The sequence below is a fragment of the Porifericola rhodea genome, assembly GCF_030506305.1.
GTDB lineage: Bacteria > Bacteroidota > Bacteroidia > Cytophagales > Cyclobacteriaceae > Catalinimonas > Catalinimonas rhodea.
The window spans coordinates 1,349,453-1,364,117 of sequence record NZ_CP119421.1 but is presented as its reverse complement, the minus strand read 5'-3'; the positions used below and the strand labels follow the sequence as shown (position 1 = coordinate 1,364,117).

The following is a 14,665-nucleotide window of genomic DNA, read 5'->3' as shown; positions in this document are numbered from 1 at the left end:
ACCTTCTAACAAATTACGCCTCAACCAAATCAGCAAAGTCTTCGGCTTTTTTTATCCAACTGTGGGGAATCTACAAATTAAACCTAATTTTGCAGCGTTCAAAAACTATAGCACTATCTAATAACGTTTTGATGAGCATAAAAACTCATTATCAGCTATGAATACTTATCAGAAGAAAAATATTATCTACTCTGTAGTTCTTCTTAGCCTTGTTGCCATTGTTTGGTTGTTTCGCCAGTCTAATGAGGAGGGTGCTGCGCAAAATCAAGTAACCTTCAGTGGACAGACGATGGGTACGGTGTACAATATCAAGTATCTGGATGATGAAGGAAGAAGCTTTAAAAGCAGCATAGACTCGCTACTGGAGGTATACAACCAGTCGCTCAATCATTACCTGCCTGAGTCAGAAATTTCAAAATTTGGTAAGGAAGATACCTTTTACTTTGACCTGCCTTACTTCTACCCGGTGCTTAAAAGGAGCCAGGAGATATCCGCGATTACCGAGGGTGCCTATGACCCTACCATTGCACCATTGGTTAATGCCTGGGGTTTTGGCCCTGGTGGAGGAGAACTACCAGACAGCCTTGCAGTAGACTCTTTACTTCAGTTGGTAGATTATACTACTATTGAGTTTACCAAAGATTATGTAAGCAAGACTAAACCAAATGTTGAGCTTAACTTCAGCGCTATAGCTAAAGGCTATGGCGTAGATGTAATTGCTGATTTTCTTGAGGAACAGGGCATAGAAAATATGATGGTAGAAATAGGTGGTGAAATTTTGTGCAAAGGAAAAAACAGTAAAGGGGAGTATTGGCGTATCGGCATTGATGACCCTGAACAAAAGGGAGACATGCCTGCTGTAATTACGCTAAAAGATCAGGCAATTGCTACCTCAGGCAACTATCGTAACTATTATGTGCGCGATGGTAAAAAATATGCTCATACCATAGACCCGGTAACAGGCTATCCCGTAAATCATTCAGTGTTAAGCGTGTCGGTATTGGCAGAAGACTGCCTTACCGCAGATGCTTTTGCTACCGCATTTATGGTGATGGGGCTAGAAAAAAGTAAAAAAATTCTGGAAGAAAATGATTCGTTAGATGCCTTCATTATCTACGACAATGAGGGGAGTATTCAGACTTTTCAGACCGAAGGCATGGAAGATAATTTGGTAGTGCTTTAAGCACTTTGTAGCTTCAGCGGTACTTCTACCCCCAATTTAATTCACTATTTATTTATCAGCTATCACTAATAGTAGACAGTAACAGGCCAAGCACACAAGCAGGCTTGTATAAAATATAATTGCATTGAAAGTAAGAAAATATAAAGTTATCGGATTGATGTCGGGTACGTCATTAGACGGGCTTGACATTGCTTACTGCCACTTTGGTCACACAGAAAAGGGCGGCTGGCAGTTTGAGATTTTAGCGGCCAATACCTTTCCCTATGAAGAAAAGTGGGTTAACCGCCTGCAACACATTACTGAAGTTAGCGGTGAAGAGCTTACCCGTACACATCAGGAGTTGGGGGTATGGATAGGAAAAGCGATCAAGCGTTTTATGAAGAAGCACGAAGTTGACCCGGAATTTATCGCATCTCATGGCCACACTGTTTTTCATCAGCCAGAAAAAGGCATTACCCTGCAAATAGGCAGTAGCTATGCCATACATGCCGAATGTGGTAAACCTGTGATTAGTAATTTCAGGGATATGGATATCGCGCTGGGAGGGCAGGGCGCTCCATTGGTACCTATTGGAGACCGTCTGCTTTTTCCGCAGCATGACTTCTGTCTTAATATAGGAGGTATCGCCAATATTTCTGCTGAAGTAAAAGGTGAAAGATTGGCATACGATGTTAGCCCGGCGAATATGGTGCTCAACCACTTTGCCAAGAAAAAGGGGATGGCTTATGATAAGGGCGGATCATTGGCTCGCTCAGGGGAGGTGAATACAGAAATTCTGGAACGCTTGAATGCGTTAGACTATTACCATGCTCCTTACCCTAAGTCTTTAGGGTATGAGTGGGTATTAGAGCACTTTATTAATCCTTTGGAGAAAGAAGAGCTTTCAGTTGAAGATATGCTGGCTACGCTAACTCATCATGTAGCCCAGCAAATTGCAAATAATGTGCATCAGCTACAGGAGTTTATGGATAGCCCCAACCATTACTCCAGCATGCTGGCTACCGGCGGCGGTGCTTTTAATGAATACTTAATTGAATGTATCAGAAAGTACAGCAAAGGCACATTTAGTGTAGTATTGCCCAATGAGTTGATTGTTTCTTTTAAAGAGGCGCTGATTTTTGCATTTTTGGGAGTATTGCGTGTGCGCAATGAAATTAATTGTTTGAGTTCAGTAACCGGAGCTTCTTATGACCATAGTGCGGGCGTCGTTTATGGCGATTTACAAGTGTAAGTATATTTTTTTAGTGCTGTGGCTAGTACTCGGCAGTGTGGAGCTAAAGGCGCAGGATACCTTGAGTACTCAGCCCAAAAAGTGGTCTAAGTTTAGTATAGGTACCCGGCATGGCGGGGCTGTTTCTACTATTTTTGAGCCTAACCGAATACTGAATAATTCGGAGGCTCGCCTCCGCTGGATGAGTGGCTATACCGGAGGAATCTCTATGCAGTATTATGCGCAGCCTAATTTTAGCCTTCAGTTTGGAGTAAACTATACAGAAAAAGGCTGGAAAGAAGTGTTTGTAGATACTGAAATTAGCGAGCTGCGGGGCGATAGCCTGTTCTATCAGCAGAACCTAAGCTATGTAGATATTCCTATTATGGCGCATGGCTACATCGGGCAGCGCAATGTGCGAATCTATCTAGAGGCAGGCTTTTTCTTAAGTTATTTGCTCTCACATAGCAGCGAAAGGGAAGTAAGTATTACCGATGAGCAAATCTCTTACCGCTATGAAGAGGGAAGAGATAATAAGTTTAATATAGGCATTGTTGGAGGTGGAGGTTTTGAAGTAGCTACTGCTGTAGGCTTGTTTCAGCTGGGAGGACGCTACAGCCTGGGCTTCTCTTCGGTATTGGATAAAAACATCACCCAGATACCAAATCCCCTTCTGCTCAATACGGTTACCATTACGCTTGGCTATTATGTGCAGTTTTAGCCTGTATCTGTCAGGCTTATCTGTTTATGAGGGTTGAGCTTTGGGAACAAAGCTTAGTACTGACAGGTCTTCTTCTTTTAGCATTTGTCGAGCTATGCCCTGTAGCTCTATGGCTTCCAGTTTAGATATCTTTTCGTACAGGCTTTCTAAAGTATCCATTTCATACTCATCCAGTATACTTCTGGCCATAGCCAGCATAAGGCTCTGGTTGTTTTCGCTACTCATAGCCAACTGCCCCATAAGCTGCTCTTTGGCCCTATGGAGCTGCATGCTACCCAATGGCACTTCGCGTAATTTTTTAAGCTCTTTCATCGTATAACCAATAGCCCTGCCTAGCTGTCGGGGTTCAGTACCAAAAGAAATAGAAAAGATTCCTGTGTCTGTATAAGACTGGTACTCGGCATCTATGGCATAAACCAGGGCATGTTTTTCTCTTAGGGCCAGGTTTAGTCGGGTATTCATACTAGGCCCACCTAGTAGGTTAGTTAGCATAAAGAAGGGCAGGCTATTATCATGCTGTACAGGGTAGGCATCTCTACCAATGGTACACTGAGCCTGAGTGAGCGTTCGTTCTATTGATAGTTGCTTAGGCGTATACTTCTGAAAAGGTATGCGCACCCTTTTGGAGCACTTACTTGGAATGTCAGTCAGGTATTTTTCTGCCAGTCGTATTACCTTTTTCATAGGCAGATTGCCTACACAGGAAAATACTAGCTTAGAGGTGTCTAGGTTTTCCTGCACAAAATTGGTGAAGTCCTCTCTATGAAAGCGGCGGATGCTCTCGCTGGTGCCCAGAATGTTCATACCCAGTGGGTGCTTGCCAAATACTACTTCGTCAAAATCATCCTGAATCGCATCTTCCGGAGAATCGTAATACATAGACATCTCTTCCAGAATTACGTTACGTTCTCGCTCTATTTGTTTTTCTGGAAAAACAGAATCAAAAGTAATATCGGTAAGCAGCTCAAAGGCACTATCAAAATGGCGATCTAGCACCGAGGCGTAAAAGCAGATCTTTTCTTTAGTAGTATATGCGTTAAGCTCCCCGCCTACAGAGTCCAGGCGATTGAGAATGTGAAAGGCTTTTCGCTTTTTGGTTCCTTTAAAGGCCATATGCTCCCAGAAGTGAGCAATGCCATGTTGTTCCGGCTTTTCGTCTCTGCTACCTATGTCTAGTACAAAGCCACAATGAACGACTTTGCTGTGGGTAATCTGTTTATGTGCTACTCTAATCCCGTTAGCTAGGGTATAAAGTTCGTATTCGGCCATAAATATTATTAAGATCTTAGAACACTAAGATACTTCAGTTTCTAAAATGGGATGCAAAAGTAACAGAATTGTACCTTAAGTTAGTTTAGTAAAAGAGATCTATTTTTAAAAATACGACTAAAAGACCTGACCGTGGGTACGTCGCATTATGCTTTTGGCTAGGGGCTTGTAAGCAGAAACCATAGCTACCCCGAGCTCAGATACCCAGGGACTGCCAAAAAGGTTTTGTACATTTCTGCCCACCCACAAACGTCGGGCAAACAGTTGCTTCCATACCTGAGTATACTCCCGCTCCAGGCTCAGTCTGTCGGGGGAAGGCTTAGTGTAATGTTTGATAATTAGGTTGGAGAGTATTTTTGCTGAATGTATAGCCATTGCCATACCATTACCGCACAGAGGGGTTATTAGACCAGCTGTATCTCCTGACATAAGAATATGTTCTTCTACCGCTTGTTTGGGAGCAAATGAGATTTCGTTAATTACTTCAGGCTTCTCAAAGAGGAATTCAGATTCAGAAAAGAGCTTTTTTAAATAGGGGTTTTCGTGCAGTACCGCTTTTTCCATAGCCTCAATACTGCCATGCTGCTTTAGTGCATTTCTGCTACCCAGGTAACACATATTATACTTGCCAGCCTCAATTTGGCTAATGCCACAGTAGCCACCTCTAAAATTATGTAGGGCAATCATATCTGCCGGAAAATCAGCATAGAGGTGATATTTGACACCAATATAGGCTGAGCGCTTTTGAATAAATCTACGGCCAAGTTGCTTATCCAGACGTGAACGTTTACCATAAGCACCTATGACCAGAGGACTTGCCAGTACTTCGTGGGTAGAGAGAGTGAGTAAAAATTGTTGATCTTTGAATTGTATATCTTTTACGGCGGTACCCAGCAAAAACTTAACCCCTGCCGCCCGGGCTTTTTGGTATAGAAAATGATCTAGCGCAAAGCGACTAATACCAAAGCCTCCAAGGTCCAAAGGCATAATGGCACTTTTGCCCGAAACAGAGCTAAGCATAAACCTACTAACATGTGCAGGCTCAAGCTCCTGAGGGTACAAATCTGTCTGCTGTAAAAATGGGACTACTTCATTAGAAATATACTCTCCACAAACTTTATGAAAAGGGTAGTGCTTTTTCTCAATTAAAAGAACCTCAAAGCCAGCCTTCGCTAGCATATTCGCGTTAATAAGCCCGGCCAGGCCACCCCCTACAATGGTAACATTTTTCAAAACAGTGGAAATAAAGTATTAGGCAGATACCTGCTCCCCTTTTTTTCTTGCTTCTTTTTTCTTCTCCTTCTGTTCAATCTCTTTTTGCTTTTCTTCAAAGTTAATAATGCGTTTAGCCATGCCCGGAAATATAAAACCATGAAAAGGATACACCGACCACCAGTACAGCCGCCCGGCCAGGCCTTGAGGGCGATAGGTAGCAGTTTGTAGCAGATAGCACTGCCCGTCTTCATCTATTACGTCAAACTCCAGCCAGGCATCGCCCGGCAGCTTCATTTCTGCGTAAAGTAAAAGCCTTCCCTCTTCTTTATCAGCCACCAATACTCGCCAAAAGTCCAGAGCATCTCCCGGTACCAGGCTATTCCTGCTTCTTCGGCCTCTTCTAAGCCCCACACCACCTACCATCTGATCTAAAAGCCCTCTGATCTTCCATAAGAAGCCGAGGTAGTACCAGCCGCGGTCGCCGCCTATACTCCAGATATTGTTAATTACCTGCTCTTTAGGCTTGCTAAAAGGTATTTTACGAATATCAGTATATACACCGTACTGAGGCACCTTTACATACTCACTCAGATTAATATCAATTTTAGAGCTATTGAATGAATCTTTCCAACTGGATATAACCTCATTTTGTGCAATACGGTCAAAGGCACGTTCTACCGCTTGTTTATAGGTAAATAACTCTACTTTTACTACCTCATCTATGCCTCTGTGCTGCACTATTACCTGATTCTTCATGCTGTCTACCAGACCTCTGGCAAGTTTAAAAGAAGTGCTGGTAACAAAATACAACCATAAAGAGGATAAACGTGGAGAGAGTACTGGTACAGAAATTATGTATCTTCTCAGCTTACGAACCTCAGCAAATTGTAAGAGCATCTGCTTGTATGTAAGCACTTCTGGCCCGCCAATATCAAACACTTTATTGTAAGCCTGCTGCTTAAGCAGCACTCCATGCAAGTACTGCAACACATTACGGAGCGCTATGGGTTGGCTTTTAGTGCTTACCCATTTAGGAGCTATCATAACAGGTAGTTTTTCTACCAGGTCGCGAATAATCTCAAAAGAAGCACCACCCGAACCAATAATAATTCCGGCACGCAATACCGTAGTAGGTATGCTGCTTTTCATGAGTATGTCCTCTACATTTTTGCGAGAGCGCAAATGTTTAGATAGGTCTTTATCATTGACAATACCAGAGAGGTATACAATCTGTTTGCAGTTTGTAAATTGTATGTGGTTTACAAAATTATGAGCCGCCTGGGCTTCCAGCTTCTCGTAATTGGCTGAAGCACCGATGGAGTGTACCAGATAATAAGCGGCTTCTATATCTTTAGGAAGGTCCTTCAGCGTATCTTCTTTAAGGAGATCGGCCTCGTAGTAGGTAATATTTTCCTCCAGCGATTTTTCTACTTTCATTCTACGCTTATCGCGGACCAGACAGATTACCTCATGCCCATCGCGGACCAATACCGGCAGCAGACGCATGCCAATATATCCATTAGCTCCTGTCAATAATATCTTCATTGCTTTTGGGTTTACATTGAGAAGTATACGCCTTCTTAACCTGCTGACTGGTAAATGGTTCTGAGCTTAATCATGAAAAAGAGGTCCTGCCTAACCTGAAAGAGTGAGATCTTTGTTGAGGATCATCTGCTAAGGGTAATATTCACCTGTTGCCAATTTGAGAGAAGCAGAATATAATGTAGCTTTATAAGACCAACTATATAATACAACAATGTACAAACACGCTTACCTAATGGGGCTGCTTCTATTTTTTGCAGCCTGTGACTCTTCTACTCAACAAGAACAATCCACTGAAGCCAGCGATGAGGCGCAAACACAAAACACCAGCTATAAAACTACAGGCTCAGTAGAGCGGCTTTCTCCCCGGCTAGACCAGCTTATACCCAAAGATGCTCAGCTGGAAATACTCGCAGAAGGCTACGAATGGACTGAAGGGCCGGTATGGGTGCCGCAGGGAAATTATCTGCTCTACTCAGATATACCTCAAAACAGTATTTTTAAATGGAAAGAAGGAGAGGGGGCCTCGCTTTACCTGAAACCTTCTGGCTTTAGCGGAGATGGTAAAATGAAGGAGCCTGGTTCAAATGGATTAATTCTGGATGATCAGGGGCGGCTGGTACTATGCCAGCATGGCGATAGGCGTATTGCCCGTATGACGAGCCCTCTAGGAGAGCCTTCTCCGCAGTTTGAAACAATAGTAGAAACTTATGAGGGTAAACGACTAAACAGTCCGAACGATCTGGCATATCTGAGCAATGGCCTGCTATACTTTACAGACCCACCTTATGGGCTACCAGGTGGAGCAGACAGTGATGCTAAAGAGTTAGATTTTCAGGGGGTATACCGCTATAATAGTGAAAACAATGAGCTCATTCTTCTTACTGATGAGCTTAGCAGACCTAATGGTATTGGCTTTTCACCGGATGGTGCTACACTCTATGTAGCCAACTCTGACCCTAAAAGAGCCATCTGGATGGCCTATGATGTAAGTGCTGATGGTGATGTAGAAAATGGCAGAGTTTTTTATGATGCTACCAGCAAAACTGCTGAGGCCCCTGGCTTACCTGATGGGCTGGCTGTACACAGCAGTGGAAACATTTTTGCAACAGGCCCCGGAGGCGTCTGGATATTTTCTCCGCAGGGAGATCATTTGGGTACTCTTAAAACCGGGCAGGCTACTGCTAACTGTACCTTCAATAGTGATGAGTCAGTACTATATATCACTGCGGATATGTACCTGATGCGTATTGTCCTGAAAGGTAAAGCCTTATAAGTTCTTGCTATTCTAAGGCAGAGTCTTTACTCTGCTTCTTACCCTTCCTTTAGCTCAGTAGCTGATATTGCCTCTTTAAGCCTGCTACTTTCCCCCAAAATGGGTGAGCAATAGATAAGCTAAAAATCACCATTTTGTATGCTGAAATAAACTCATACAATATGTTCTGGAGCTACCTTACTGTGGCTTATCGCCACCTAATTAAACACAAAGTTTTTGCCATTATTAATGTGTTGGGGCTTAGTATAGGTATGAGTTGCTGCATGCTTATTTTTTTGTTTGTTCAGCATGAGCTTAGCTACGATACTTTTCACCCCAACGGAAGCCAGCTTTATCGCATTGTTTATCATGCGAACAATGGTTCGGATTACGCTCGTGTACCTCCTCCGCTGGCTCCGCTTGTAGCTTCTGAGCTTTCTGGAGTGCAGGCTACCGCACGCGTGTATGGACGAGACATCAGTGTTAGCATCCCTGATGCCAGCAAACTAAGTAGTGTTCAGGACTTTGAAGAAAGCGATGTGTTTATGGTAGACTCCTCTTTCTTTAAGCTGTTTGAGTTGGAGTTTTTGGCTGGAGAGAAACACGAGAACCTGTCTGGCGCCCAACGTCTGATACTCTCAGAAGAGCTGGCAGCAAAATATTTTGGCGAATATTGGCAACAAAGAGATGTTTTGGGGAGAACGCTGATGCTGGAAGGAGAGCACCCTTATCAGGTAGTAGGAGTGGTAAAGAACTTTCCTGAGACGTCGCATTTCAGTTTTAAGGTGCTGCTCCCTTACAATGATATGTTTGCCCTGGCAGACAAGGAGCGTAGAGATGATATGAGAAATAACCTGGCGCAGAACTGGGTTATTTCACATTCACATTCTTATGTGCTGTTAGAAGAAAAAGCTTCGGTAGAAGAAGCCAACAAGGGAATGGAGCGCCTACTAAATACTCATGCACCAGAAGCACTTCGCTTAGGTCAGTCTTTTACACTTCAGCCTATCCAGGACATCTACTTAAATCCAGATGTGGAGTTAAATCCCGGGCCTACCAGTGATATGGCGTATATCTATACATTTGCAGCAGTGGCGTTAGTCACCCTTCTGATTGCCTGCTTTAATTTTATAAACCTATCTACCGCACAGTCTCTCAGAAGAGGTAAAGAAGTAGGCGTGCGCAAGGTATTGGGAGCTAACAAACCTCAGCTGCTCTTGCAATTCTTAGGAGAGTCTTTACTTATTAGCTTTTTAAGCCTCCTACTATCAGTCCTCATTGTTAGTAGTGTGCTCCCTGAGTTTAATAGCCTTACTCAGAAAAATTTTGTTGTTCAGCAGCTTACAGAAGGTCCGGTTCTGCTGGCCTTTTTAGGTGTTTTTTTGTTGAGCGGACTTTTGGGTGGGTCATATCCCGCTTTCTACACCACTCATATTAATCTGGCCAGGGTATTAAAGAATAAATCTCCCCTAAACCATAAGATTCAGCGTTTCTCGCTTCGGCAGGTATTGGTGTTTATTCAGTTTACCATGTCTATTATGCTTATTGCGGGTACGGTAATTATTTTTCAACAGCTCCGCTTTCTCCAAAGCCAGTCGCTGGGCTTTGATCAGGAGGCAATCATTACCATTCCGCTTTATAGCGAAAATATGAATAACGTTTTTGGTGCAGGCAGTGCCGATATGCGCCAGAAGATGAACACCTTTGAAGAACGTTTGCTTACCAATGTTGGTGTACAGTCGGTTACCTTATCATCAGGTGCTCCCGGCTTAAGTATAGTCGCTCGCAGGGTTGAGCCAGAAGGTGTAAGTACAGAAGGCCGTTTGTTTGTGCCCACTATGTCTGTAGATTATGATTTTAGCGAAACCTACGGACTTGAAATTGTTGCCGGACGTGATTTTGATATAGCTGCGGGTGCAGATCATTTAGAGTCTTTTATAGTTAACGAAGCCGCTGTTAAAAATTTTGGATGGGGCAGTGCTGAAGAAGCATTAGGCAAAAGAATAGAATTGGAAGGTAAGGAAGGTTACGTAATAGGAGTAGTCAATGATTTTCATTACACATCATTGCACAATCCGGTAAGCTCACTGATTATGGGCGTATCAGTACCGCTCTTTAACACCTTTTCTGTTAAAATAGAAGGAAGTGAACTAGGGGAAACCATTGATATGATAGCGGAAGAGTGGAAAAACTTCTTCCCGCATAAAGCTTTTGAATACCATTTTTTAGACGACCAACTGGCGCAGGCCTATCTTTCTGAAGAACGCCTGGGCGATATTATCGCTATCTTTGCTCTACTGGCTATTTTTGTCTCTTGCCTTGGGTCTTATGGGCTGGCGCTTCTGGTAGCTAAGCAGAAAGAAAAGGAGATTGGTATTCGTAAAGTATTGGGAGCCAGTCTGTCTCATATTTTGGGTATGCTTACAAGAGGGTATTTTTTGCTATTAGTTTTAGCTAGCGGCTTAGCCATTCCTCTTACCTATTGGGGCATGGCTAGTTGGCTGGAAAACTTTGCCTATCGTACAGAAATGAGTTGGTGGCTCTTCGGAATTGCGATTCTGCTGGTTATGTTCATCGCTACTTTTACCATTAGCTACCAGACCATCAAAACGGCGGTGGCCAATCCGGTGGATGCACTGAAGGATGAGTAAAGAATGCTTCTCAAATCCTAAAGCTTAATAGTGAAATCAACTGTATTGTATCCGGCAAAGCCCCCCCTTCTATATTGCTATAAACTTTAGGCGGGTCGGTCAGGTTGATTAGGTCTCCCCTATATCGCTGCTGAGACTCAAAAGCTTCATAATGAAGATAAAACGTCTCGTTTATTACTCCCAGGTGCAAGGTTAGTGAATCTGTATTATTAATGGTAAACCCATAATCTAGCCCAATGCCGAAGATTACTGGGTAAGTAATGCCGTAGAAGCTCTGATCGGAAAATAACTTATAATGTTGTAGCCGACAAAATAGATGCTAAAAGGAGGATATTCGCCCCCGTCATTGATTGTCTACACACCTAGGTTAATCACCACCCGCTTGGCTTGCAGATCTCCAAACTTTTGCCCGCTATGCTGCTCAAAGTCCTGACCTGTACCAAGGCTATTCTGATGCCATTGAGCCGGGCTGAGGGAGCGGGAATACGGATGAACCGCTTGCGTCTAAACACTTAATAAATTTTCTTCTTTTCATCTTTATAAAAAACCTTTCAAATTGTTAAACTGAAGTACAAGTCTTATAAGCTTATTCACTGAAACTACATAATTCTCAGATTTTTTTAATAATCTTGTAAAGATTGCAATTTAGATAACCGACTACTTTTTTGATTTATGATTGACCAATCCGAAGGTTATTTGTTAGGATATGATGTGGGTAGCTCATCCATAAAAGCCAGCCTTGTAAGTATCGCAGACGGCAAGGTGCTGGGCAGTGCTACCTCCCCCTCACAGGAAATGCCTATGCTGGCTGTACAGGAAGGCTGGGCAGAACAAGACCCGGAATTGTGGTGGGAACATATCGTAAAAGCTACACAACAACTTAAAGCAGCGCATCCTAAGGCTCTGGCACAGACCCAGGCTATTGGCATATCTTATCAGATGCATGGGCTGGTGCTGGTAGACAAGGCTCAGCAGGTGCTTCGTCCTTCTATTATCTGGTGCGATAGCCGAGCTGTAAGTATTGGGCGCAAGGCTTTTGATGCACTAGGGAAAGACTATAGCCTGGGGCATTTACTCAATAGCCCTGGAAACTTTACCGCCTCCAAACTAAGGTGGGTAAAAGAAAATGAACCGGACTTATATCAGCGTATTCATAAAGTAATGCTGCCTGGCGATTTTATTGCCATGAAGCTCAGCGGAGAAATTTGTACTACTGTTTCTGGTCTGTCAGAAGGTATTATGTGGGATTTTCGCGAACAGTCGCTGGCAGTACAACTGCTAGACCACTATGGTATTAGCCAGGACTATATTCCTGAAGTAGTACCTACTTTTGCCGAACAGGGTAGGGTAAGCAGCCAGATTGCCGATGAGCTAGGTTTGCCGGTAGGTACACCTATTGCCTACCGGGCCGGGGATCAGCCCAATAACGCGCTTTCTCTTAATGTGCTTCAACCTGGTGAGGTAGCTACTACTGCCGGTACCTCTGGAGTAATTTATGGGGTAAGTGATCAGCTGGATTATGACCCACAGTCCAGAGTAAACACCTTTGCTCACGTCAATTACAGTAAGGAACAGCCTCGCTACGGTATACTGGCCTGTGTTAATGGTACCGGTATACAAAATAGCTGGCTAAAAAATAATATTATGGGTGCCCATGCTGATTATGAAAAAATGAATCAGCTGGCAGCAGACGTCCCAATCGGCTCTGCCGGACTTAGTGTACTACCTTTCGGAAACGGAGCCGAGCGCACTTTAGCTAATGCTGAAGTTGACGCACATATACACGGCTTACAGTTTAACACGCACAGCCAGGCGCATGTATTGCGTGCGGCTCAGGAGGGTATCGTTTTCGCCCTCAAATATAGCTTTGATATTATGCAGGCTATGGGAATGCAGATAAACAAAGTAAAAGCAGGCAAAGCTAATATGTTTTTAAGCCCCATCTTTAGAGAAGCTTTTGCGAATGTTACCGGAGCAGCATTAGAATTGTACAATACTGATGGTGCCGTAGGGGCCGCCCGTGGAGCTGGAGTAGGGGCTGGTATCTACTCAGGTTTTGAAGAAGCTTTTTCTGCGCTGGAACTGGTGGGAGAAGTACAACCTGAGGCTGATAAGCAACTAGCTTATGGAGAAGCCTACACACAATGGCTACACCTTCTGCAACAGCATTTAGGCTAAACGTTAACAATATTTTTAAATCCACATAATACAAACACAACCATGACTAAGGGAGTATTGACAAGCGAATTTTTTCCTGAAATTGGGAAGATTAATTACGAAGGAAGAGAGTCTGATCATATTTTTTCTTACAAATTTTATGATGAAGACAGAGTAGTGGGCAATAAAACCATGAAAGAGCATCTTCGTTTTGCGGTGGCCTATTGGCATAGCTTCTGTAACGAAAACAATGATCCATTTGGAGCGGGTACGCGTGAGTTCCCCTGGAACAAAACCAACGATGCTATGGACAATGCTAAGTACAAGCTGGAAGCTGCCTTTGAGTTTTTTACCAAGTTAGGTGTTCCCTACTATTGCTTCCATGATGTAGATATCGCTCCTGAAGGAGACACTGTCTCTAAATCTGAAAAGAATTTGCAGGAGATTGTGCAGATGGCTAAAGATTATCAAAAATCTACTGGCGTAAAACTGCTTTGGGGTACAGCTAATCTTTTTTCACATCCTCGTTATATGAATGGTGCTTCAACAAATCCTGATTTTGAGGTAGTCTGCCATGCAGGTGCTCAGGTAAAAGCAGCATTAGAAGCAACTGTTGAGCTAGGTGGAGAAAATTATGTATTTTGGGGCGGTCGTGAAGGTTATGCTTCTCTGATCAATACCAATATGAAGCGGGAGCTTGACCATATGGGTCAATTTCTTCGTATGGCACGCGACTATGGACGCAAGATCGGATTTAAAGGTAATTTCCTGATTGAACCTAAACCAGCAGAACCAAGTAAGCATCAGTATGATTTTGATTCGGCAACAGTAATTGGCTTTCTTAAAGAGCAGGGGCTGGCAGACGATTTTAAAATTAACCTAGAGCAAAACCATGCTATCTTAGCGGGACATACTTTTGCTCACGATCTGCAAACTGCCTCTGATGCTGGAATGCTGGGTAGTATTGATGCTAATATGGGCGATGTACAAAATGGATGGGATACGGATTACTTCCCTACTGATCTGTATGATTGTATTCATGCGATGATGATTGTACTGGAACAGGGGGGAATTGCACCCGGAGGACTTAACTTTGATGCAAAAGTGCGCCGTACTTCTTCAGATCTTGAAGATTTATTTATTGCACATATTGCTGGAATGGATACCTTTGCGCGTGGTTTACTGATTGCCCACGACATCAGGGAGAATTCTAACTTCATGCAAATGAAAAAAGAACGCTATGCTTCTTTTGATTCAGGTAAGGGAGCGGAGTACGAAGCTGGCAAGCTAAAGTTAGAAGATCTTAGAAATATGGCTGAAATGAATGGAGAGCCAAAACGCATCAGTGGAAAGATTGAGCTTTATGAATCTATAATTAACAATTATATAAAGTAAGGCGACTGATACTTTCAGAACGTAATCAATACTGCAAAATAGACCTGGAGTAAAGGGCTCCAGGCTC

Annotated in this window: 10 protein-coding genes; 7 read left to right on the top strand and 3 right to left on the bottom strand. The window is 43.3% G+C overall.

Annotated features, from left to right (window positions below):
• The first annotated feature begins 157 nt into the window (after window positions 1–157).
• The 3 genes from PZB74_RS05590 to PZB74_RS05580 all read left to right on the top strand — a co-directional run bounded on the left by PZB74_RS05590 (window position 158) and on the right by PZB74_RS05580 (window position 3,114).
• Window positions 158–1,183 (top strand): FAD:protein FMN transferase, encoded by a 1,026-nt coding sequence (locus tag PZB74_RS05590; RefSeq protein ID WP_302241377.1) that lies wholly within the window; start codon window positions 158–160, stop codon window positions 1,181–1,183.
• 124 nt (window positions 1,184–1,307) lie between these two features.
• Complete coding sequence (locus PZB74_RS05585; RefSeq protein WP_302241376.1) at window positions 1,308–2,414, top strand: anhydro-N-acetylmuramic acid kinase; 1,107 nt, start codon at window positions 1,308–1,310, stop codon at window positions 2,412–2,414.
• Window positions 2,395–3,114, top strand: coding sequence for a porin family protein (locus PZB74_RS05580; protein ID WP_302241375.1), 720 nt, complete (start codon window positions 2,395–2,397; stop codon window positions 3,112–3,114). Before PZB74_RS05585 ends, PZB74_RS05580 begins: the two co-directional genes overlap by 20 nt.
• Before the next feature lie 24 nt (window positions 3,115–3,138).
• On the opposite strand, the gene PZB74_RS05575 is transcribed toward PZB74_RS05580, so the two are convergent.
• The 3 genes from PZB74_RS05575 to PZB74_RS05565 form a co-directional block, all read right to left on the bottom strand.
• Window positions 3,139–4,383, bottom strand: a complete 1,245-nt coding sequence (locus tag PZB74_RS05575) for a M16 family metallopeptidase (protein WP_302241374.1) — start codon at window positions 4,381–4,383, stop codon at window positions 3,139–3,141.
• Window positions 4,384–4,500: 117 nt separating this feature from the next.
• A complete protein-coding gene (locus PZB74_RS05570; protein ID WP_302241373.1) occupies window positions 4,501–5,616 on the bottom strand; it encodes an NAD(P)/FAD-dependent oxidoreductase in 1,116 nt (371 codons plus the stop codon).
• A gap of 18 nt (window positions 5,617–5,634) precedes the next feature.
• Window positions 5,635–7,143 carry an SDR family oxidoreductase gene (locus PZB74_RS05565; protein ID WP_302241372.1) on the bottom strand — a complete coding sequence of 503 codons (1,509 nt, stop codon included), beginning with the start codon at window positions 7,141–7,143 and terminating at the stop codon, window positions 5,635–5,637.
• A 211-nt stretch (window positions 7,144–7,354) separates the two neighbouring features.
• Between PZB74_RS05565 and PZB74_RS05560 the strand changes: the two genes are divergently transcribed.
• The 4 genes from PZB74_RS05560 to xylA all read left to right on the top strand — a co-directional run bounded on the left by PZB74_RS05560 (window position 7,355) and on the right by xylA (window position 14,598).
• On the top strand, window positions 7,355–8,416 hold the full coding sequence (locus tag PZB74_RS05560; RefSeq protein ID WP_302241371.1) for an SMP-30/gluconolactonase/LRE family protein: 1,062 nt from the start codon (window positions 7,355–7,357) through the stop codon (window positions 8,414–8,416).
• A 161-nt stretch (window positions 8,417–8,577) separates the two neighbouring features.
• A complete protein-coding gene (locus PZB74_RS05555) occupies window positions 8,578–11,046 on the top strand; it encodes an ABC transporter permease (RefSeq protein WP_302241370.1) in 2,469 nt (822 codons plus the stop codon).
• A 672-nt stretch (window positions 11,047–11,718) separates the two neighbouring features.
• Window positions 11,719–13,224 (top strand): xylulokinase, encoded by a 1,506-nt coding sequence (locus PZB74_RS05550; RefSeq protein ID WP_302241369.1) that lies wholly within the window; start codon window positions 11,719–11,721, stop codon window positions 13,222–13,224.
• A 42-nt stretch (window positions 13,225–13,266) separates the two neighbouring features.
• Window positions 13,267–14,598, top strand: coding sequence for a xylose isomerase (gene xylA, locus PZB74_RS05545; protein ID WP_302241368.1), 1,332 nt, complete (start codon window positions 13,267–13,269; stop codon window positions 14,596–14,598).
• The last annotated feature ends 67 nt before the right edge of the window (window positions 14,599–14,665 follow it).